A 22,586-nucleotide genomic window follows, 5' to 3' on the forward strand; every position below is an offset into this window, starting at 1 on the left:
AAATAATTAGAAGCTTAATATAGGAGTTATAAAATGAAAAAAATATTAGTAATAAATTCAGGAAGTTCATCTATAAAATTTCAATTGATACGAATGCCAGGCGAAATTGTAATCGCTTCCGGACTTGTAGAACGTATCGGGTTGGAGAATTCTACCATTCATTATAAGTCTAAAAAAATGAATGTTTCCGACAAGGTGGACATCCAAAATCATGAAGATGGTTTAAATAAAGTAGCCGCTTTTTTATTGGATAAGGAAAAAGGCGCAATTGCAGATATGAGTGAAATTGATGCTGTAGGGCACCGCGTTGTGCATGGCGGTAAAGATTTTGCAGATACGGTTGTTATTGATGGCAAAGTAAAAAAAGCGATAAAAGATTTATTTCCATTGGCACCCTTGCATAATCCACACAATTTTACTGGAATTGAAGTGGCGGAAGAGGTTTTTCCAAACGCAAAGCAAATTGCAGTTTTCGATACGGCTTTTCATCAAACATTACCAGAAAAAGCATTTCGATATGCCATTCCTAATAAATTGTATAATGAAGACCACATCCGAGCGTATGGTTTTCATGGTACCAGTCACAAGTACGTAGCGGAAAAGGCAAAGGATTTTATCAGTAAGAAGAAATCCAAAGTAATTACGGTTCACTTAGGAAACGGTTGCAGTATTACCGCTATCAAGAATGGTAAAAGTGTAGATCATTCTCTTGGTTTCGCTCCCGTAAACGGGCTCATTATGGGTACACGGAGTGGCGACATAGACCAGTCTATTATATTTTACATGGTAAAGACGTTAGGCTACTCTTTGGAGGAAGTGAGTGAGGTACTCCACAAAAAAAGTGGTATGCTAGGCTTAACAGGCTACAGCGATTTAAGGGAAATTGAAGAGAAAGCAGCCGAAGGAAACCGTGAATGCCAGCTTGCCTTGGAAATGAATGCTTACAGAATCAAAAAATATATCGGGGCTTATGCAGCCGCTTTAAATGGCGTAGATGTTATAGTATTCACCGCTGGAATAGGCGAAAATAGTAGCATTTTACGAAGAATGGTGTGTGAAGACATGAGTTATCTAGGAATCGAGTTGGAAGACTATAAAAACAATGTCCGTTCTTCAGAAAATAGAATTATCAGTAAAGAAACCTCCAAAGTTTTGGTGTTGGTAATACCAACCAATGAGGAACTCGAAATTGCTAAAGAAAGCTTTAAACTCATAAGTTAAGCACTTTCATTAACCAAAATAAAAAATCCAAAAAGTGTCTTCATTCTTTTATGAAGGCACTTCAATAACCATTAACCAATGAAAAAAATAGTACCCACCTTTATTTTATTATTTACATTTTTTCTGAATGCCCAAAATAACAATCCGGTTTTTCCTGGATGGTACGCCGATCCCGAAGGAATAATTTTTAATGATGAATACTGGATTTTTCCAACATATTCAGCACCTTTTGATGATCAAGTTTTTTTTGATGCATTTTCTTCTCCAGATTTGGTAAATTGGACTAAACACGAACGCATTTTAGATACTGCCGAAGTGAAATGGGCCAAAAGAGCCATGTGGGCGCCTTCTATAATTGAAAAGGACGGAAAATATTTCTTTCTATTTGGGGCAAATGATATACAAAGTAACCAAGAAGAAGGTGGAATTGGAGTGGCGGTATCCGACAAACCGGGAGGGCCCTACAAAGACTACTTAGGAAAACCACTAATAGGAAAAATCCATAATGGAGCTCAGCCCATAGACCAATTCATTTTTCATGATAAAGATGGACAATATTACCTAATCTACGGCGGTTGGAGACATTGTAACATAGCTAAATTAAAAGACGATTTTACTGGGTTCGTTCCATTTGAAGATGGAACGGTTTTTAAAGAAATTACACCAGAAGGTTATGTCGAAGGGCCTTTTATGTTCATTCGTGATGGTAAGTATTATTTCATGTGGTCGGAAGGCAATTGGACGGGCCCTAATTACAGTGTCGCATATGCCATCGCGGATTCACCAATGGGACCCTTTAAACGAATTGATAAAATTCTTCAGCAAGATCCAGCAATTGCCACGGGTGCTGGACATCATTCGGTTATAAAAGTTCCAAATGAAGATGCCTATTACATGGTTTACCACCGCAGGCCACTTACTGAAAAGGACGGTAATTCTCGGGAAACTTGCATTGATATAATGGAATTTGATGAAAACGGACATATACTTCCCGTAAAAATTACAAATGAGGGCGTGGGGGCAAATCCATTGAAAAAGTAAGTAAACTTTTAGAGGTTAATAGATAGTCACCTAATTTATCATTTTTAGATTGTCTGGCTGAGCGCAGTCGAAGCCTATTTTTAAAAACGAATAGTTCTCGACTGCGCTCGAACTGACACTTATTTTTAATTATGAAATACCCAATACATATACTTTTCATCTTTTTTTTGATGGTCATAATTTCTTGTGAAAAAGAAGAAAAGAAAGTCGAAAAAGACCAACCTCCTAATGTAGTTATTATTCTAGCGGATGACATGGCTTGGGGTGATACTAGTTTTAACGGAAATCCGAATATTGAAACACCTAATCTAGATCAAATGGCTCTAAATGGGGTCGTGTTCGAAAATTTCTACGTGAGTCCGGTTTGTTCACCAACCAGAGCTGAACTCTTAACAGGTCGATATAGTTTTAGGAGCGGGGTGTACGGCACTGGAGGAGGTGCGGAAAGAATGAACATCGATGAAACTACCATTGCTGAAGTTTTTAAAAATACTGGCTACCAAACGGCTGCATATGGAAAATGGCATAACGGAATGCAATACCCTTACCATCCCAATGCAAGAGGATTCGATGATTTTTATGGATTTTGTTCCGGACATTGGGGGCATTACTTCTCACCAATGCTAGAACATAATGGAAAGGTTGTACAAGGAAATGGGTTTATTGTTGACGATTTCACCAACCATGGTTTAGAATTTATAGAAAAGAATAAAGACAAACCTTTTCTGTTATATCTTCCTTACAATACACCGCACACGCCTTTTCAAGCACCACAAGAGAATTGGGATCACTTTAGGAATAAAGAAATTATAAAGCAAGAAAGGGATTCCTCTGAGAAAATTCAAGAAACCAGAGCGGCATTAGCAATGGTTGAAAATATAGATGAAAATGTAGGTCGTATTCTAGAAAAATTAAAAGCTTTAAACCTTGAAGAAAATACCATCGTACTGTTCTTTAGCGATAATGGCCCTGCAAGTTACCGTTGGAATGGCGGATTAAAAGAAAAGAAAGGCTCTACGGAAGAAGGGGGAGTACGATCTCCGTTAATAATGAAGTGGCCTTCTAAAATTGGCGCCGGAGGAACAATCAATCGTTTGACATCGACGATAGATTTATTGCCCACTTTAGCTTCTTTATGCGACATTGATTATGAAATCAACAAGCCACTGGACGGGATTAATCTTTCAAAAAGCATTTTAGACCCATCCAGCAGTTATGAAGACCGGTTTATATTGAATACGTGGCAAGATCAAATAAGTATTCGAACGCAGAAATACCGCTTATCGAAAGATGGAAAACTGTATGATATTGAAAATGACAGGCAACAAAAAAACGATCTTAGTGCGCAGCTTCCAGCAGTAAAAGATAGTTTACAAAATATTGCAGTTTCATTTCGTAAAGAAAAAGCATTGACCTTGCCCAAAGTTGATGACCGCCCTTTTGTTCTTGGGCATCCAGCTATGAAATTTACTCAAATCCCTGCCCGTGATGGCAAAGCCCACGGAAATATTCAACGATCTAACAAGTATCCCAATTGTTCCTTTTTTACGGATTGGACAAGTACGAATGATAGTATTTCATGGCAAATAAATGTACCAGAAGACGGTTTGTTTAAAGTTAAATTATTCTATGCTTGCGAGGACGGAGATGAAGGGTCAAAGGTTCAATTATCATTTAACGAAAGTAAACTGAATTTTCAAATCAAAGAATCGCACGATGTGCCTTTAAAAGGAATGGAAACCGACTTAGCGCCTAGAAAAGAATCTTATGTAAAAGATTGGAAATCGGTAACCGTTGGCGATATAAAGCTTAAAAAGGGTGAAGGATTAATGACGTTAAAAGCGATTCAAATTCCAAACAACTCCGTAATGGACTTCCGATTGCTGTTGTTTGAAAGGGTTCCGTAGGGTATTCATTCATCATTTTACGTTTCATCAAATCCAGGACGAATAAATTTCTGGGCATTTGGGAATTCTTCAGAGGTTTCTTTTTGTATTTGCTTTAACAGTACCAAAATGTCTAAAATTTCGTTTTGGGCTTCCTTAAAATAATCAAATAAAACTTCCCATGCATTTAATGATTTTTCAGTAAGGATTAGAGCTACTTTTGCAGAACCGTTGGCGTCATTTTGAATTTCATCTTGAATGGCAAGATCCAGTTCATCATTTTGCAAAGCTCGAAGAAGTTTAAAATGTATTTGGTGTTGGTAGCGTTTTATAGTGTTAATTTCTTCGTCAATGCCCAGAAAGTCAAAAAGGTCCTGTTCTTCTAAAATCCCAAGTTCTACTTTATCTAAAATATTTTTACCTAAAGAGTGCAGCAACGGTCCATTCCTTTTAAACCAAACAAAAACTTTAAAAGCGTATTGCTTGCTTATAATGGCTAAGTGATGTGCTCTAGCAATTTGCTCTTTCTGCCTTTGTTCTGGAGACTCGGTAGTTTCGAATAAAACGACTCCTTTTTCTTTAGCTAACTCCTTTATTTCTTTAATGGCAATTTCTATTTTTTCTGTAGCTTCTTGTAAATACCCTTTTTCTTCGGATGCTTTTTTCTCGTCTATAACATTCAATTTCATGGCGTATTGAGTGCACTTAGCTTTAAAATCGCATTTTTCGCACCATCGGTCACAATAGCTTTCAATGTTTCTTATGAAATGGTCATGATTTTGGCTAAAAAATTCTCTCAGCTCTTTTTTATTCATAAAGTTTGATGCATTAAAAAGTGTAATTAAATGAAAATAATTTGCTTAAAACATGGCGATTGTCATTTCATTTTCCGATTTTAGAATTTTAGAAAACGCCCCAAAACAAAAGTAGAATGCAACATCAAGGATTCGATTTTTACAGCAGTAACAAGCGCTTGTTTGGCCAATGCTGGCATGGCGAGGAAACCAAAGCCGTTGTATTGCTGGTACACGGTATGGGGGAACATAGCGGTCGTTACACAGGCTCGATAATCCCAGAATTGGTACATGCCGGCTATGCTGTGTACAGTTTCGATCATTTCGGTCATGGTCATTCCGAAGGAAAACGAGGCTATTGTCCCAGTTTTAAAGCTGTTCTAAACACTATTGATGACGCTTTGGAACTCATTGAAGAACGCTTTGCCAAGCTACCTGTGTTTTTGTACGGACATAGTCTTGGCGGAAACGTTGTTATCAATTATACCATGCAACGTGCAAGCAGTATTAAAGGTATTGTAGCTACAAGTCCGTTTCTGCGCATGGCTTTTGATCCTCCATCGTGGAAAATGAATGTTGGTAAAATATGCTATTATTTACTACCGTTTATTACTTTGCCAAGTGGTATAGAACCAAAATATATTTCGAGGGACGAACGGGAAATTGAAAAATATAAAGACGATCCTTTGGTGCACGACCGAATAAGCCCCAATTATACCTTTCCTTTTATAAAATGGGGTGAATGGGCACTCAACAATCCCAAAAAATTAAATACCCCGACGCTTTTGCTGCACGGAACAGGAGATTACATCACCAGTCACTGGGCGAGTAAAGCTTTTGCCAAACAATCAGATTATATTACTTTAAAGCTTTACAAGGGCGGATATCATGAACTACATAACGATTTGGAAAGGGAAGATGTTTTTGAGACAGTAATTTCCTGGCTGGATAGCTTTTTTGATAAATAGTAATAATGAAAGTCTGCCTAGGCGCTACCCAATTTTATATTGATTCACGCTATTGGTAGTAACCAATTCTTCAGCAATAAGTTCTTTTAAAGCTTCTAGAATGTAAACTTCTTTAAAGGTGATATTTTCAGCAAGTTCTTTTGAAGAGAGCGGACTTTTTTGCAGGCATTTTAATACTTCTTCCTTTGCAATTGCAAGAACATCCGAAGAAAGACGGCTCTTTTTCGCTAAGCAAACCGAGCAAATTCCGCAGGTTTCTTTGGTATCTTCATCAAAATAGGTGAGTAGCTGCGTGCTTTTGCAAACTTTTTCATTATTTACATAGTTAAGCACTGCTTTTACTTTTTGTATTTTCAATTTATTTTGTTGCTCAATTTCTTTAGCAATTACATTAATAGTTTTATCGTCCTCACGAGGTTTTAAAAAGGTGATGGAGGCATCGGTATCTTTTGCTTCCAATTCTATAATATTATCTTTTTGTAATTGTTCCAGTGTTTGGAGTACCCTTTTTTCGAAGGTGTTTGTTTTTTTAGCAATCAACGTCACATTAATAGCTGTTGAAATATCAAAAACACCTCCGTAGGTTCTTAAAATGGCCTGTGTAATCTTTTCTGCGGAAGGATTTTGGTCTAAATAATAAAACAATTGCGAATTGCTGCAGATGAATAATACGCTTGTTTTTTTATGATGGGTTTCCAAAAAGGAGATGACCGAATGTTTATCAAGTATTTTTAATCCGTTGTAAGCCAGCATCGGATTTATAGAGTATGCGCTGCAAAAAGCATTAAAGTTAAGTGAAAAATTTTGTTGGAAGCCTTCACCGTAAGGAATTTGAAAATAATTATTTAGTTTTTTATAAAGCAGTTTGATAAAATCTACATTAGGTAACGTTTTTATAAACTGATTTTTAAGCTGAATCTCGTCACTGTTATTTTTTAAAATTACGGCTACCGCTTTTTCTCCATTTCTACCAGCTCTACCGGCTTCTTGGTAGTAACTTTCTAACGATTCAGGGAAATTAATATGGGCAATTACAGAAACATTCGGTTTGTCTATACCCATACCAAAAGCGTTGGTGGCCACCATAACCGTTGTTTGGTCGGTTAGCCAAGCATCCAATCGCTTATTTTTTTCTTCATTGGTAAGGCCTCCATGAAAAAAGGTGGCACTAATTCCTACTTTGTTCAAAACCTCACTGGTTTCCACGGTCGCTCTTCGGCTTCTCACGTACACAATGGCAGCGCCGTTATTTTCTTTCAGTATTTGTTCTAGTTTAAACAGTTTGTCCTCTGTATGAAAAACTTGATACGAAAGATTTTCCCTTCGAAAGGATTTTTTTACTGTAACAGGTTCGTGAAGATGAAGGTTTTCTATAATATCGCCGGCAACCGTTTTGGTGGCAGAAGCGGTAAGTGCCATCATAGGAGTCTCTGGAAAAAATTCTTTTAAAACACTGCAATTTCTATAGGCTGGCCTAAAATCGTTTCCCCATTGAGAAATACAATGAGCCTCGTCGATGGCGATGAGGTTTACGTTCATGCTCTTCATTCGTTCTTGTACCAATTCCTGTTGAAGTCTTTCTGGAGAAAGATATAGGAATTTGTAATTACCGTAAATACAATTGTCCAACAAGGAGTCAACCTCTTCGAATTTTAGTCCGCTTGTAAGCGCAATTGCCTTTATCCCTTTGCTCTTTAAAGAATTTACTTGGTCTTTTATAAGTGCAATCAATGGAGAAACAACAATGCAAATACCTTCTTTCATCAAGGCAGGAACTTGGTAGCAAATTGATTTTCCACCACCGGTAGGCAGTAAAACTAACGAGTCTTTACCATCTACGGCAAGTTGGATTATTTCTTCCTGCGGTTCTTTAAATGAAGTAAAACCCCAATATTTTTGTAAAACTTCCTGAGGTTTTAGCATGGCATTCATCGTGACAGATTTACGGTATTAATTCCGAATTAAATTAAGGATAAATTTTTAAGTATAAAATCAGCTCTTTCCTCTACAGTTCCGGTAGGAACATCCTTTAAACCGTAGTCATATTTTTCATACGTTTCTTTCAAGTATTGGTGAATTTTTTTTGCCTGCTCAAAATTCTCGTAGCGTTCACTGTCAGACCTGTATATTTCTTCCCATGGAGGAAGTAAAAAAACCAGATCATACCGGTAATTTTCACAAGCTTCATTGAAATAATTAGGATACTCATCCCCAGCATAGTCCATATAAGCAAGAACATCTGGAACACCGCGATCAAAAAAAACAGTCCCATGGAGCTTCTCAGCATCCTTGTGTTGTTGAATACGGCCTTCCAATAATTTTTTACTGAAGAGTAGGGAATCGGTTAGAAAAAGTTGCTCAATGCCCTTTTCCCTTGCTTCCTGGGTAACTTGTCTTGAAATTTCCAATATGCACTGGTGTCCATTTTGCTTTAAAAAGTCTATAACAGTAGTTTTTCCCGTTCCAGGACCACCAGTAATTACTATTTTTTTATTTCTGTTCATGAGATTACATCCAAACTGCAAAAGTAACCAAATGATAACCGAATTAAAAATGAATGAATGCGAAGAAATTAATACTTCGGAATATTCTGGATTGGGCATGAAAGATTTTAAAAGTAGTCTCAAGTCGGCAATCACAATATTTCTTTAATATTCATGTATTCGTATAGAAGGAAACTGCTAAATTGATTCGTAAAACTTATCTTTGCACAAAACAAATTTGCTTTATGAAGAGTAAAAAGGAAGTAGAAGAATTTTATATTAGATTAAAAGACGAATTAGATAGAACTACCCAATGGCCTTCCCTGTACCTTTACAAATTTATTGTTCCTACGGATGAGAAAAAGGTAAAACAAATAGAAACCATTTTTAACAATACAGGTGCTGTTATAACTACAAAAACTTCTTCCAACGGGAAATATACTAGTATTTCTATAGAGGTTACCATGAACAGCGCCGATGCCGTAATTGATAAATATAAGGAAGTAAGTGTAGTAGAGGGTGTAATTTCTCTTTAAATTCCTTTGATACAGCGTAAAATTTGTTATTTTGCAAACATTAATACGTCTTGGACGTAAATATAACTTCATTTTAATAATATCATATTTTGATAGATACTTTAGAATACAACAGCGAGCGACCTAAGCTCATTATACCTGAATACGGGCGACATATACAAAAAATGGTAGATTATGCCATTTCTATTGAAGATAAGGAGGAACGAAATAAAGTTGCTCAATCCATAATCGGGGTTATGGGGAACTTAAATCCACATTTACGGGATGTGCCTGATTTTCAGCATAAATTATGGGATCAATTATTTATAATTTCCGATTTTAAATTGGACGTGGATTCTCCGTACCCAAAGCCCACAAAAGAATTGTTGGCTGAAAGACCAGAGCGTTTGGAGTACCCGCAAAACCATCCAAAATACCGGTTTTACGGTAACAACATCAAAAGAATGATCGATGTTTGTGTAAGTTGGGATGAAGGCGATTTAAAGGACGCTTTGAAGTTTACCATCGCCAATCACATGAAGAAAAGCTATTTAAACTGGAATAAAGACACAGTGGAGGATGAAGTGATTTTTAATCATTTGTTTGAACTGAGCGATGGACAAATTAATTTAGCTAGGTTTGACGAAGATCTTGCGGAAAGCAAAAACCTTGTTCGAAGCAAATCTACCAGTAAAAATTCAAGAAATTCTGGCTCCAGAAAACACCACACCAAAGGAAGAAGCAAAAAACGATATTAAAAAGCCTACTTATCTTACATGGGAACATTTAAAATTGAAGGAGGACACCAATTAAAAGGAGAAATTACTCCTCAAGGTGCAAAAAATGAAGCCTTACAAATTCTTTGTGCTGTTTTATTAACAGATGAAAAGGTAACCATAAATAACATTCCAAATATTATTGATGTAAACAAGTTGATTGACTTGCTCGAAAATTTGGGGGTGAAAATCCAAAAACTCGGGAATGCATCCTATTCATTTGTTTCAGATGATCTTAATTTAGAGTACCTTCAATCCGATCAGTTTAAAAAAGACGGTCGCGGTTTACGAGGTTCCATCATGATTGTTGGTCCGCTCTTGGCTCGCTTCGGAAAAGGCTATATCCCTAAACCAGGCGGTGATAAAATAGGAAGACGAAGGTTAGATACCCATTTTGAAGGGTTTATAAAACTGGGAGCAAAATTCAGGTATAACCGTGAAGAATACTTTTACGGAGTGGAAGCAAAGAAACTCAAAGGAACATACATGTTGCTTGATGAGGCTTCCGTTACTGGAACGGCAAATATTGTTATGGCTGCTGTTTTAGCGGAAGGAACTACCACTATTTATAATGCGGCTTGCGAACCCTATTTACAACAACTTTGCTCTATGCTGAATAGAATGGGAGCAAAAATAAGTGGTATCGGTTCTAATTTGTTAACAATTGAAGGAGTTAAAAAGCTTGGCGGTACCGAACATACCATTCTTCCCGATATGATTGAGATTGGAAGCTGGATTGGTATGGCAGCTATGACACGTAGCGAATTAACTATAAAAAATGCAGGCTGGGATTATCTCGGTCAGATTCCAAATGTTTTTAGAAAACTTGGAATCACGATAGAACAGAAAGGAAACGATATTTACATTCCTGAGCACAAAGATGGTTATGAGGTGCAGAACTTTATTGACGGTTCGGTATTAACTATTTCCGACGCTCCTTGGCCCGGATTCACTCCCGATTTACTAAGCATCATCTTAACAGTGGCTACACAAGCACGTGGGAGCGTTTTGATTCATCAGAAAATGTTTGAAAGTCGACTTTTCTTCGTTGATAAGTTGATAGATATGGGTGCAAAAATTATTCTTTGCGATCCGCATCGTGCTACCGTAATTGGTCACGACTTTAAATCTACCCTTAAAGCAACCACCATGACATCTCCGGATATTAGAGCAGGGATTTCGTTACTGATTGCGGCACTTTCAGCCAAAGGGGAGTCTACTATTCATAACATTGAACAGATCGATAGAGGTTATCAAGATATAGATACCCGCTTAAAAGCAATCGGGGCTAAAATTGTTCGCGTTGATTAACTCACAAAATAAAATTTAAGAAAGCTGTCTAGCATTATGCATTAGCGCTTCGTTGAAGGTGTTAAAGGCAGCAAAAGATATTATAAAACTACACGAAAAGTTCCTCATCGAGGGACTTTTTTCGTTTCATGATGGAGTCCATAAAATAATCGGCTTCATTTAAGGGTTCATAGAAAAATTGAGCTTCCGTTATTTTATCATTTTCCACTTTATAAAGACATAATTCTTCCATTTGGACCCTGCCGATATCAGCAAAGGTAGTATCACTGGTCATTTTTACCACGAAATAATGATCGGCCACCAAAGGTTCAGAAATAGAAAAACTGTGGACTTTTATAATATTTCCTTGGTTTATCAGAAATTCCTCAATAATTCGAGCCTTTCCTTCCGTAGTAATATCAAAAGAAGTTCTTTTCTCTTTACTGATTGCAAAATCGTCATAAAGTTCCTGATAGGCCTCTAAATGTTTTCCGTTTCGGCAAAGAGAAACCAATTGATGGGCTATTTTTTTTGTATTCATTGCTTTTAGTTTTTGCAAAACTACAATTGGTTTTAAATTAATAAGTTAGCTTTAGGTTAACACAGTTTTATATGTTTGAAAACTAGAAAATAATGACTTATGTAATTGAAGAAGTAAATTTCTCCCTAAAAATATGTAATTTTACAAACCATATATTTCCTTTAGTAATATGAGTCAAAAAGTCTTGCTTTCCGAGAAAGAAATCAACATTATACTTCACCGTTTGGCTTGTCAACTCATTGAGAATCATTTAGATTTTAAAAATACAGTTCTTATCGGTATTCAGCCGAGAGGTGTTTTTTTAGCAGAGCGTTTAAAAAAATTGCTTTTAGAAGAATATGCTATTCCTGATGTAAAACTCGGGTATTTGGATATTACTTTCTATCGTGATGATTTTAGGAGAGGAGACAAACCGCTGGAAGCCAATAAAACAAAGATTGATTTTTTGGTTGAAGATAAAAAAGTAGTTTTTGTAGATGATGTTTTATATACAGGAAGAAGCATACGCGCTGCGTTAACTGCAATACAGTCTTTTGGAAGGCCGTTTGAAATTGAACTACTAACTTTAATTGATAGACGTTTTAGCAGGCACCTGCCTATTCAGCCCGATTACCGCGGAAGACAAGTAGATGCCATCAATCAAGAAAAAGTGAAGGTGATGTGGAAAGAGCAAGAAGGGGAAGATAAAGTATATTTGATAAATAAATAGCTGCACGATGAGCGAATTAAGTGTAAACCACTTATTGGGAATTAAATATTTAAATGAAGCTGATATACAGTTGATATTTGAAACTGCAGATCACTTTAAAGAAGTAATCAATCGTCCGATTAAAAAAGTACCTTCCCTTCGGGATATAACCATAGCCAATTTGTTTTTTGAAAATAGTACGCGAACAAAGCTTTCTTTTGAATTGGCAGAGAAAAGACTTTCCGCGGATGTTATAAACTTTTCGGCAGCGCAATCATCCGTAAAAAAAGGGGAAACCCTTATTGATACTGTAAACAACATCCTTTCCATGAAAGTGGATATGGTTGTTATGAGACATCCAAATCCGGGCGCAGGCGTATTTCTTTCAAAAAATGTAAAAGCAAGTATTGTAAACGCAGGGGATGGGGCCCATGAACACCCAACACAGGCGTTGTTGGATTCGTATTCAATTCGAGAGAAATTAGGAGATGTTGCGGGTAAAAATGTTGTAATTGTAGGTGATATTTTACACTCTCGGGTAGCATTATCCAATATTTTCGCTTTAAAACTACAAGGCGCTAATGTAAAAGTGTGTGGACCAAAAACATTACTTCCAAAATTTATTACCTCGCTAGGGGTAGAAGTAGAAACCAACTTAAGAAAGGCGTTGGAATGGTGCGACGTGGCAAATATGCTTCGTGTACAAAACGAACGTATGAATATTAGCTATTTTCCATCAACGCGGGAATATACTCAACAGTTTGGTGTAAACAAGGCACTTTTGGATTCATTGGATAAAGAAATTGTAATTATGCACCCCGGACCGATAAACAGGGGAGTAGAGATAACCAGCGATGTAGCAGATTCTAAACAGGCTATTATCCTGAATCAGGTAGAAAATGGTGTGGCTATTAGAATGGCAGTAATTTATTTATTAGCTTCAAAAATAAAACAGTAGGATTATGATAATTGATAGACAAGAGAATACCACCGTAATAACACAAGAAAACGTTTCTTTGGGTAAATTCATAGAGAAGCTTAAAGAATCGTATTCAAAGGTAGCCAAAGACAATCTAGTATTAAATCTCTTATCATTAAGCAATTTGTCTGCCAATGATTTAATGGAGTTTCTAGAGCTTTCCAGAGACCACCGAAGTAATAAGAAATCTTTTGTTATTGTAGCAGACAATATAAATTTTAATGAAGTTCACGACGATTTGGTGGTTGCGCCTACTTTAAAAGAAGCCTACGATATTATTGAAATGGAAGACATAGAACGGGATTTAGACTTCTAGGTTCGTTGTATGGCAAATCTCAATAAACTACATATTTTAGGTTGTTACAGTGCTACACCTAGGGCTTTTACCAATCCAACGGCTCAAGCGCTGGAAATAAAAAACCATATTTTTTTAATAGATTGTGGGGAAGGAACACAGGTACAATTACGAAGACAGAAAATTAAATTTGTTCGCGTAAAACATATCTTTATTTCGCATTTACACGGGGATCATTTTTTTGGACTTCCGGGTTTGTTATCTACATTTCGATTACTAGGCAGGGAAGCTCCCATTCATGTTTACGGTCCAAAAGGAATAAAAAAAGCGGTTACTACTATGCTAAAAGTCGGACATGCTTGGACAAATTTCCCTCTTTATTTTCACGAACTTGAATCGAATACTTCCGAATTAATTTTTGAAGATGAAACTGTAGAGGTTTACACAATACCGCTAAAACACCGTGTTTATACCAATGGTTTTCTGTTTAAAGAAAAAGAAGGCGATCGCAAATTGGATGTGAACGCCGCAAACGAATATGGTATCGATACCGCTTATTTTAGGAATATAAAAAAAGGAAAAGATATTGTGTTGGAAAATGGGGAAGTGATTCCGAATGAAAAATTAACTTTAGATCCACCGCCACCAAAAAGCTATGCCTTTTGTAGTGACACATCCTATTCTGAAGAAATTATTCCAATTATAAAAGATGCTACTTTATTATATCATGAGTCCACTTTTTTAAGTGAACACGAGAAACTGGCCTTACAAACGGGGCATTCAACAGCAAAACAAGCAGCAATGATAGCTGGTAAAGCCAATGTTAAGAAGCTTATATTAGGGCATTATTCCACGCGATACAAAAATCTTGATGTTTTTCAGGAAGAGGCACATCAATTTTTTCCTAATGTAGAATTGGCAGAAGACGGAAAAGAATTTCTTTTTTAGATTGAAAGTTTGCTTGAAAAATAAATACCTTTAAAGAAGGAATTAAATAACTTCATTAAGAATTAATTACACAAAATTAGAAAAGTAATGGCAAATGAAAAGGATTTAAGTGACTACCGAAAGGTTTATGAAAAACGGGCGCTTTTAGAGAGTGAAATACCCGACAACCCATTACAGCTTTTTCAAACTTGGTTTTATGAAGTTGATAAAAGTGATGGGGTAGATGAGGCTAATGCTATGACGGTAACCACAATTGGTTTGGATGGTTTTCCAAAAAACCGTGTGGTACTACTTAAAAAATTTAATGAAGAAGGTTTTATCTTTTATACCAATTACGAAAGTGAAAAGGGGAAAGCTATTGAAGCAAACCCAAACATGTGTGCTTCTTTTTTTTGGCCCAATCTGGAACGTCAAGTAATCATAAAAGGAAAGGCCGAAAAAGTAGCCGAAAATTTATCCGATGGTTACTTTGAATCACGTCCAAGAGGAAGCCAGCTTGGAGCATTAGTTTCAGAGCAAAGTAGGGTAGTGGACTCAAGGGAAACTTTGGAAGATAAGCTTAAGGAAGCAGAGGAATTTTATAAAGACAAAGAAATCCCAAGACCCAATTTTTGGGGTGGATATATTATAAAACCAGTTTCCATAGAGTTTTGGCAAGGAAGACCCAACCGATTACACGACCGTATTCGTTATATCCTTCAAGAAGACTATAATTGGAAGATTGAAAGGTTAAATCCTTAATTTTTAGTGCCTTTTATCGATTAATAAGACTTATTTCGGTTAGAATAAATTAAGAATTGTATATTACCAATGCCAAATCTTAATTTACAAAACCTATGAATGCTTATGCGAAAGCTATAGCAGTTGCCCTGCTGTTCTATAGTTTTTCTTTTCTAAGTAGTTGTTCTGCTGACAAAACTCAGGATGAAGTATATGTGGGAGCACCACAAATTTATCACGAGGTAGAGGATGAAATTCTGCTACTCATCAATCAACACCGTATTTCTAAAAATTTAGTTCCTTTAAAGAAACTTGAACTGGCTAAAGAGCAGGCCTCAAATCATTGTTCCCATATGTTGGAGGCAAATGAAGTTTGTCATCATTTTTTTGGTGAACGTGAACGTGAATTAAAAAATAATGATGCCATTGCAGTCGGAGAGAATGTTGCTTTCGGTTTTCATACCGCCGAGGGAGTGGTTAATGCTTGGTTAAAAAGCAATTCGCACAGAAGAAACATTGAAGGTGATTTTACAGCTTCAGGGATTTCAGCAATAAAGGACGCAGAAGGTAACTTTTATTACACCCATATTTTCGTAAAAGAAGAAAATTAGGATTCATACATAGGGTATTATTTCATTTTAAGTATTTTAAACTCGGTACGTCTGTTTTCTTGGTGTTCCGGCTCTTCACATTTAACGCCGTCTGAACAGCCATTGGTTAGCCTCCGCTCTCCATACCCTTCGTGTGCAATTACCCGCGTAGCATTTAAGCCCTGACTTACCAAGTAATCATAAGTGGCATTGGCTCGGTCTATTGAGAGTCTGTCGTTGTACGAAAGTGATCCACGGGAATCGGTGTGAGATTCAATTTCCATTACCATATCAGGATATTCTTCCGTTAGCAAACGCACTATTTTATCCAATTCCTTTGCTGCATCTGGACGGATATTGTATTTATCAAAATCGAAAAAAATAGTGTTGAGGTCGGCTAAAACACTAAGATCATCCACTGGAGACAGTTCCAAATTAACCACTAGTTCTTTAAGTTTTTTACCGATGTTTTTACTGCTGAATACTTTAGATTTATCCATATATTTTTCGCGACTTCCCTTTATAGAGTAATCCTTTTCTCTTTCAATAAAAGTTTCGTAGTAGCCGTTGTTATTTGTTGATAAAGTGATAATTTCCTGATGATTTTCGTCAAAGAGTTCAATTCTGGCGTTGGCAATGGGCTTGCTATTTATAGAATCGGTAACCACTCCTTTTAAAAGTAACGGTAAAACAGTTTCAAAAGCATAAATATCGTCGTTCGTTGCAGCATTATTTCTATTTGAGGCTATGTAGCCGGAAAGTCCATCAGTATTCATAAAAAAGGAAAAATCGTCTTTTTTACTGTTAATCGGAGCTCCCATATTTACAATGGACGATATTTTATTTTCTTCGGAAGTTATAGTAGCGTAAATATCCAATAATCCTAAACCTTCGTGACCATCTGATGAAAAGAAGAGGGTGCTCTCGGAATTAACAAAAGGAAATAACTCTTCCCCAGCGGTGTTGATAATCGGTCCTAAATTTTCAGGCTTTCCGTAAGTCCCATTATTATTAATGGTTACTTTATAAATATCTGTTTTACCGTATCCTTCCGGCATATCAGAGGCAAAATAAAGTGTTTTTCCATCTGGGCTTAAAGCAGGATGAGAAGTGGAATATGATTTATTGTTGAATGGTAACGGTACTATATTTTCCCATTTTCCACCAACATTCGTTGCTTTGTATATCTGTAGGTGGTTGATACCTTTTTTATCCTTTTCATTTTGTTTATTTAAATAATTATTGCGAGAGAAATACAACGCTTTACCATCTTCTGAAATTGAAATAGGTCCTTCATGAAACTTCGTGTTGATTGCTCCCGAAAGTGGCTCGATTGCTGGAATGGAATCACTTAAATTAAAAGTGTATAAATCTAAAAAAGGTTGTTCGTTCCAGCTGTAAATACGTTGTTCGGGACCGGATTCTTTTTTGGCACTCACAAAATAGACCCTATCACCAAACTGATACGCACCGAAGTCACTGTTTTTTGTATTGAAATTCACATCTTTTAGTTCGTATGTTGGTTTGTTTTCCAGTGCATCTGGATTTTCGTCAATATGCTTTACTAATTTTTTTTTGCCACCTTCTTCTTTAAATTTTTCCAACCATTTTTCAGCTTCATTATAATCTCCTAGAGAACGCAATACAATGGCATAATTGTAATAATAAGCATTGGGAATATCGGGTTGTTGAACTACTTTTTTAAAGTGCGGAGCAGCTTTTTCTGGATTCCGAAGCATAAAGTAGCAATCGGCTAACTTTCTATGCACATAATCGGTATTGAAGTTATGGGTTAATACTTCCTCGTAATTTTTTGAAGCTTTTATAAATGCAAACTTATTGAATTGTGCATCCGCCTTTTTCTGCTGAGCGTACTGGGAATTCAGTAAAAAAGGGATGAATAAAAAGAGAAGCGTCCTATATTTGAAAATCATATTCATTTGAAACTAGATTAAAAATAGCGGGGGGATTTGTATTTTGAGTTTTTAAATTTTAATTCAAACATCAGCAAAACTTCATGTGTTCCAGAAGTGTACGGTCGAATATCGGAAATAGGTTGTTCGTAGGTATATCCAATTCGCCATTGCGGGGTAATTTGAAAATCAATTAATACCGCTGCGGCATCATCCAATCGGTAGGCAAGTCCGAGCCACATTTTTTCGTAAAACAAGAAGTTACCGGTAAAATCATAGGCAAGAGGACTCCCGCTTGTAGCTTTTATCAAAAATGAAGGTTTAAATTTTATATTTTCAGTTAGCGGAAGTACGTAACCAGCGGTTAAATAATAACCAACCCTTTCCGAAGCTTCAAATTCTTCCTGTTTGTTATAATCGGTAGTGAAAATTCTCGGGGAAGATGCCCCAACATACCACCTTTCCGAATGCCAATAAATGCCCAGACCCATATTTGGGGTCCAATGATTGGAGATATCATTAAAAAAGGGATCATTTATAACGGTAGGGTCACCAAGAAATTCATCATCCAAACGGTACTGTGTGAACCCAGCTTTTAATCCGAAAGCTAATTGGGAATTAACTCCCGTTCGAATTGTATATGAAAAATCACCGTACAAATACGAAAAGCGCTCGAAGCCCAATTGATCGTTTATAAACGATAATCCCAGTCCTATTTTATCATTCCGAAGAGGAGAATTTATGGATACTGTAGTGGTTTTTGGTCCGCCATTAAAACCATTCCACTGACTTCTGTGAAGCGCTACAACACTTAAAGCCTCCCTACTTCCGGCATAGGCGGGATTAATGGAAATGGTGTTGTACATGTACTGCGTAAATTGCGGTAATTGCTGTGAAAATGCATGAAAGACACAAAATACAAATGCAAAAAGGGTCGTTTTTTTACTGTAATTCATAAAAACTGTTTATTTGGAGCTGGTTCCGGCGTAGATATAACCTCGAATAGGGTCAAAGCCACTGTCTACAAGTGTTAGTGCGTAAAAGTATGTTCCTGTTGGAATTTGATTAGAACTTCCAATTCCGGTGTTACTAAATCCATTCCAATTATTTTTATAATCGTTGGAGCGATATACAATGGTGCCCCATCTATTAAACACTTCCAACTCCATTCTAAAGCCGCATTCATCCAATCCACTTACGGTAAAATACTCATTGAAAGCATCTCCGTTAGGCGTAATGGTTTTTGAAATAACGATGTTTTCAATAGAGTTGCACGGTAAAACCACACACTCATCATGTACTTCGATATTTAGGGAAATGGCAAATCTATTCGGTTCGTTTGGTGTGTATAGAATTTCATATTTCCCTATTTCTGCGGAAGTCGGATTGAAGTTTCCATTATTTAAGTTGACATTCCCAAGAATGACTTCCCAGATTCCTTCGGAAGAATATAGTTCCGGAATTAATGTTTGTAAATTAATAGCGGCATCTTCCACGCAAACCCGAAGCGGAGCGATTGATGGAGGTGGAGCAGGACTTGGCATTGCCTGAACAAAAATGGTTTGTATAAAGATGGATTCATTACCGCAATCGTCAGTTACCGTCCATGCTCTTGTAATTTCATAATCGATATTGTCTGATATAAAGTTGGAAATTTCCTCGAACTGTACTCCCAAATTTTCGTCACAATTATCCTCGAAAAGAAGCTGTGGAACTTCAGGAACCTCTCCATCAAAAATGGTGATTTGCTCGTCAAGATCAGTAATTAGGCTAGGCGACTCCATGTCTTGAATTGAGATAGTTTGTACATGTGATGCTTGATTACCAAAACAGTCTTCAGCAGTCCATTTTCGAGTAATCAGTATTTTACAGTTATCATCAGTTCTTTCTTCCGTGAATGTTACAGGAATAGCACTATTGCAGCCGTCTGTTGCGGTGAGCGAAATTGCTTCTGGAACTTCTCCACAGCTTGCCGTAATATCCTGCGGCAATGTTTCCACAAATTCTGGTGCTTGGTTGTCTTCAATAGTAATGGTCTGCGTGTGTGAAACGGAATTATCGCTACAATCGGTGGCGGTCCATGTTCTTATTACGGAAGTAATTCCGCATTCATTCTGATTGGTTTTTTCTTCAAAAACTACCTGGATATTTTCTTGGCAATTATCGATAGCGGTAATAGTTTCGGCTTGCGGTATTTCCGAACAAGCTATGGTAATATTCTGCGGTAACGGTTCCACAAATTCGGGTGCTTGGTTGTCTTCAATAATGATTGTCTGCGTGTGTGAAACGGAATTACTGCTACAATCGGTGGCGGTCCATGTTCTTGTTACGGAAGTAATTCCACACTCATTTTGATTGGCTTGCTCTTCAAAAACTACTTCAATATTTTCTTGGCAATTATCAATTGCAGTAATGGTTTCCGCTTGCGGTATTTCTGAACAAGCTATTGTAATATCCTGCGGCAAAGTTTCTACAAATTCGGGTGCTTGGTTGTCTTCAATAGTAATGGTTTGTGTATGGGAAATGGAATTATCGCTGCAATCGGTGGCGGTCCATGTTCTTATTACGGAAGCAATTCCGCATTCATTCTGATTGGTTTTTTCTTCAAAAACTACTTGAATATTTTCTTGGCAATTGTCGATAGCGGTAATGGATTCGGCCTGCGGTATTTCTGAACAAGCTATTGTAATATCCTGCGGCAAAGTTTCTACAAATTCGGGTGCTTGGTTGTCTTCAATAGTAATGGTTTGTGTATGGGAAATGGAATTATCACTGCAATCGGTGGCGGTCCATGTTCTTGTTACGGAAGTAATTCCGCATTCATTTTGATTGGTTTTTTCTTCAAAAACTACCTGGATATTTTCTTGGCAATTATCGATAGCGGTAATAGTTTCCGCTTGCGGTATTTCCGAACAAGCTATTGTAATATTCTGTGGTAAAGCTTCTACAAACTCGGGTGCTTGGTTGTCTTCAATAGTAATGGTTTGTGTATGGGAAATGGAATTATCACTGCAATCGGTGGCGGTCCATGTTCTTGTTACGGAAGTAATTCCGCATTCATTTTGATTGGTTTTCTCTTCAAAAACTACCTGGATATTTTCTTGGCAATTATCGATAGCGGTAATAGTTTCCGCTTGCGGTATTTCCGAACAAGCTATTGTAATATTCTGTGGTAAAGCTTCTACAAACTCGGGCGCTTGGTTGTCTTCAATGGTGATTGTCTGCGTATGGGAAACGGAATTATCGCTACAATCAACGGCCTTCCAATTCCTGATAATGGATGTTTTACCACATTCATTTTGTACCACACTTTCTTCGAAACAAACCTGAACATTGTCATCGCAACTGTCCACGCCACTTAAAAGCGGAGCATCGGGAACTTTCCCACAGCTCACCATAATATCTTGAGGCAGCGCTTCTACAAACTCGGGTGCTTGGGTATCTTCAATAGTGATTGTCTGCGTATGGGAAACGGAATTATCGCTGCAATCAACGGCCTTCCAATTCCTGATAATGGATGTTTTACCGCATTCATTTTGTACCACACTTTCTTCGAAACAAACCTGAACATTGTCATCGCAACTGTCCACGCCACTTAAAAGCGGAGCATCGGGAACTTCCCCACAGCTTACAGTAATATCCTGTGGTAAAGCTTCCACAAACTCTGGTGCTTGGGTGTCTTCAATGGTAAAGGTGGCTTTTGTTTTAATTTTATCGCATCCGTTGGAAGCCTTAAAGGTTACCTCAATAAATTTTGTGTTTCCGCAAATGGTTTCCCAAACACACTCATTAAAATTATTGCTCCATGTAATTTCATCACAGCCGCTGGATACTTCAGCATAACCATTATTGTCCAACCAATTTTGAAATTCCTCATCGGAGTTATCGTTACATTCAGTAGCTTTTTTTTGCGCTTTTACATTAAAAGCCAATGGTTCAACTTCCGGAACGTTGAAAGTTGCAGAACAAGTTCGAACTTCCCCACAATCGTCTGTAGCTTTGTAATTTACCGAGACACTTCCGCCACAGGCATCGGGAGGCGTATTGTTATTAAACTCTTCGTTTACAGGACCGTTGCCTCCCTGATAATTAAATTTGCTTAGCCAATCAGTAAAAAGTGTATTTATTTCCTCTTGCGTTAAGCATTCTTCAACGGTCAAGGAAGAAGGGTGTTGAATTGAAAAATAAGCGCCATGGGATATTTTAACTTCTTCCTCGAAAACACATTTTCTATTATCTTTTACAAATACGTTATAAGTTCCTTCGGGAAGTTGGCTGAAAGTGGCGCTATTCTGAAAAGTAGCACCGCCGTCTATTGAAAACTTATAAGGCGCATCGCCTCCTGAAGCATTAACGGTAATGGTTCCTTCGGAAGCTCCAAAACAACGATTGTCGGTTTTTTCAACTGAAACTTCAAAATTGTCGTATTTGCACACCGCATAGGTTTTTTTGAAAACCCGAGTTCCATTATCGTAAATTTTGAGAGTATAATTTCCAGCACTTAATCCAAATTGATTTTTCGCGCTTGGGTCTAAACCACTGCCATTGTTGGTCGTCCATTCGAAGCGAAGCGGACCCGTATAATCGGTTACAGTTAATTCAATAGCGCCATCGTTGCTCGACTGCCCGTTTAGCACGCAACTAATGTGAGTAATATCTGCCTTTACCTTGCAGAAAAGAGCAGTGTTTTCTGCAATTCTATCTTCGTCTACTACAAAAGTAGTCGCGTAGTTTAAAAAGGGAAAACAATATAAAAGAATGTAAAAAAGATTTAGTAATTTCATTCTGCTAACGGTTAATCGTAAGCAGTTAAGCAAGATAAATTTGGGGTAATTTATCCCGATAGTCTTCAGTAGAAATTAAAAAAAACGAGTAGTTCTGTAAGTGATATTTTGGGTTGATTTCTTACACCTAAATTCTAAAGAAATCTAATCTTGT

Annotated in this window: 20 protein-coding genes; 13 read left to right on the forward strand and 7 right to left on the reverse strand. The window is 37.1% G+C overall.

Annotated features, from left to right (window positions below):
• Nucleotides 1-33 precede the first annotated feature (33 nt).
• From NDQ75_RS08540 to NDQ75_RS08550, 3 genes are all read left to right on the forward strand, one after another.
• On the forward strand, nucleotides 34-1,221 hold the full coding sequence (locus tag NDQ75_RS08540; protein WP_202027053.1) for an acetate/propionate family kinase: 1,188 nt from the start codon (nucleotides 34-36) through the stop codon (nucleotides 1,219-1,221).
• Between the two features lie 78 nt (nucleotides 1,222-1,299).
• Entirely contained in the window at nucleotides 1,300-2,262 is a 963-nt protein-coding gene (locus NDQ75_RS08545; protein WP_202027054.1) for a glycoside hydrolase family 43 protein, read from the forward strand.
• Between the two features lie 170 nt (nucleotides 2,263-2,432).
• Nucleotides 2,433-4,169, forward strand: coding sequence for an arylsulfatase (locus tag NDQ75_RS08550; RefSeq protein ID WP_202027055.1), 1,737 nt, complete (start codon nucleotides 2,433-2,435; stop codon nucleotides 4,167-4,169).
• A gap of 17 nt (nucleotides 4,170-4,186) precedes the next feature.
• Here the strand turns inward: NDQ75_RS08550 and NDQ75_RS08555 are convergent, their stop codons facing one another.
• Complete coding sequence (locus tag NDQ75_RS08555) at nucleotides 4,187-4,837, reverse strand: hypothetical protein (RefSeq protein WP_202027056.1); 651 nt, start codon at nucleotides 4,835-4,837, stop codon at nucleotides 4,187-4,189.
• A gap of 242 nt (nucleotides 4,838-5,079) precedes the next feature.
• On the opposite strand from NDQ75_RS08555, the gene NDQ75_RS08560 reads away from it, so the two are divergent.
• On the forward strand, nucleotides 5,080-5,910 hold the full coding sequence (locus NDQ75_RS08560; protein ID WP_202027057.1) for an alpha/beta hydrolase: 831 nt from the start codon (nucleotides 5,080-5,082) through the stop codon (nucleotides 5,908-5,910).
• Between the two features lie 24 nt (nucleotides 5,911-5,934).
• Here the strand turns inward: NDQ75_RS08560 and NDQ75_RS08565 are convergent, their stop codons facing one another.
• Together NDQ75_RS08565 and NDQ75_RS08570 are read right to left on the reverse strand one after the other, a co-directional pair.
• On the reverse strand, nucleotides 5,935-7,842 hold the full coding sequence (locus NDQ75_RS08565; RefSeq protein ID WP_317191275.1) for a RecQ family ATP-dependent DNA helicase: 1,908 nt from the start codon (nucleotides 7,840-7,842) through the stop codon (nucleotides 5,935-5,937).
• Between the two features lie 29 nt (nucleotides 7,843-7,871).
• The gene (locus NDQ75_RS08570) at nucleotides 7,872-8,414 is read right to left on the reverse strand and encodes an AAA family ATPase (RefSeq protein WP_202027719.1); all 543 of its coding nucleotides are present in this window, start codon (nucleotides 8,412-8,414) and stop codon (nucleotides 7,872-7,874) included.
• Nucleotides 8,415-8,638: 224 nt separating this feature from the next.
• Here NDQ75_RS08570 and NDQ75_RS08575 point away from each other — a divergent pair, with 224 nt between their 5' ends.
• The 3 genes from NDQ75_RS08575 (at nucleotide 8,639) to murA (ending at nucleotide 10,995) form a co-directional block, all read left to right on the forward strand.
• Nucleotides 8,639-8,929 carry a DUF493 family protein gene (locus NDQ75_RS08575; RefSeq protein WP_202027058.1) on the forward strand — a complete coding sequence of 97 codons (291 nt, stop codon included), beginning with the start codon at nucleotides 8,639-8,641 and terminating at the stop codon, nucleotides 8,927-8,929.
• Nucleotides 8,930-9,018: 89 nt separating this feature from the next.
• Nucleotides 9,019-9,666 (forward strand): DUF4290 domain-containing protein, encoded by a 648-nt coding sequence (locus NDQ75_RS08580; protein ID WP_202027059.1) that lies wholly within the window; start codon nucleotides 9,019-9,021, stop codon nucleotides 9,664-9,666.
• Between the two features lie 18 nt (nucleotides 9,667-9,684).
• Nucleotides 9,685-10,995: a UDP-N-acetylglucosamine 1-carboxyvinyltransferase gene (murA, locus tag NDQ75_RS08585; RefSeq protein ID WP_202027060.1), complete on the forward strand. Its 1,311-nt coding sequence runs from the start codon at nucleotides 9,685-9,687 to the stop codon at nucleotides 10,993-10,995.
• An 88-nt stretch (nucleotides 10,996-11,083) separates the two neighbouring features.
• On the opposite strand, the gene NDQ75_RS08590 is transcribed toward murA, so the two are convergent.
• Nucleotides 11,084-11,515, reverse strand: a complete 432-nt coding sequence (locus tag NDQ75_RS08590) for a SnoaL-like domain-containing protein (protein ID WP_202027061.1) — start codon at nucleotides 11,513-11,515, stop codon at nucleotides 11,084-11,086.
• A gap of 169 nt (nucleotides 11,516-11,684) precedes the next feature.
• Here NDQ75_RS08590 and pyrR point away from each other — a divergent pair, with 169 nt between their 5' ends.
• From pyrR to NDQ75_RS08620, 6 genes are all read left to right on the forward strand, one after another.
• Nucleotides 11,685-12,224, forward strand: coding sequence for a bifunctional pyr operon transcriptional regulator/uracil phosphoribosyltransferase PyrR (gene pyrR, locus NDQ75_RS08595; RefSeq protein ID WP_202027062.1), 540 nt, complete (start codon nucleotides 11,685-11,687; stop codon nucleotides 12,222-12,224).
• A 7-nt stretch (nucleotides 12,225-12,231) separates the two neighbouring features.
• Nucleotides 12,232-13,161, forward strand: a complete 930-nt coding sequence (locus NDQ75_RS08600) for an aspartate carbamoyltransferase catalytic subunit (protein ID WP_202027063.1) — start codon at nucleotides 12,232-12,234, stop codon at nucleotides 13,159-13,161.
• Between the two features lie 4 nt (nucleotides 13,162-13,165).
• Nucleotides 13,166-13,498 (forward strand): ribonuclease Z, encoded by a 333-nt coding sequence (locus tag NDQ75_RS08605; protein ID WP_202027064.1) that lies wholly within the window; start codon nucleotides 13,166-13,168, stop codon nucleotides 13,496-13,498.
• 9 nt (nucleotides 13,499-13,507) lie between these two features.
• Nucleotides 13,508-14,425 carry a ribonuclease Z gene (locus NDQ75_RS08610; protein WP_202027065.1) on the forward strand — a complete coding sequence of 306 codons (918 nt, stop codon included), beginning with the start codon at nucleotides 13,508-13,510 and terminating at the stop codon, nucleotides 14,423-14,425.
• Between the two features lie 87 nt (nucleotides 14,426-14,512).
• Entirely contained in the window at nucleotides 14,513-15,166 is a 654-nt protein-coding gene (gene pdxH / locus NDQ75_RS08615; protein WP_202027066.1) for a pyridoxamine 5'-phosphate oxidase, read from the forward strand.
• A 95-nt stretch (nucleotides 15,167-15,261) separates the two neighbouring features.
• Nucleotides 15,262-15,756, forward strand: coding sequence for a CAP domain-containing protein (locus NDQ75_RS08620; protein ID WP_202027067.1), 495 nt, complete (start codon nucleotides 15,262-15,264; stop codon nucleotides 15,754-15,756).
• A 17-nt stretch (nucleotides 15,757-15,773) separates the two neighbouring features.
• Here NDQ75_RS08620 and NDQ75_RS08625 read toward each other — a convergent pair whose 3' ends face one another.
• Genes NDQ75_RS08625 through NDQ75_RS08635 form a run of 3 tightly spaced genes read right to left on the reverse strand, consistent with a single transcriptional unit; the run spans nucleotide 15,774 to nucleotide 22,432 of the window.
• Nucleotides 15,774-17,675, reverse strand: coding sequence for an OmpA family protein (locus NDQ75_RS08625; protein ID WP_202027069.1), 1,902 nt, complete (start codon nucleotides 17,673-17,675; stop codon nucleotides 15,774-15,776).
• An 11-nt stretch (nucleotides 17,676-17,686) separates the two neighbouring features.
• On the reverse strand, nucleotides 17,687-18,604 hold the full coding sequence (locus NDQ75_RS08630) for a PorP/SprF family type IX secretion system membrane protein (protein WP_202027070.1): 918 nt from the start codon (nucleotides 18,602-18,604) through the stop codon (nucleotides 17,687-17,689).
• A 9-nt stretch (nucleotides 18,605-18,613) separates the two neighbouring features.
• Entirely contained in the window at nucleotides 18,614-22,432 is a 3,819-nt protein-coding gene (locus NDQ75_RS08635) for an HYR-like domain-containing protein (protein WP_202027071.1), read from the reverse strand.
• Nucleotides 22,433-22,586: the final 154 nt, after the last annotated feature.

Origin of the sequence: Galbibacter mesophilus, from assembly GCF_023721415.1 — a bacterium.
Lineage (GTDB): Bacteria > Bacteroidota > Bacteroidia > Flavobacteriales > Flavobacteriaceae > Galbibacter > Galbibacter mesophilus.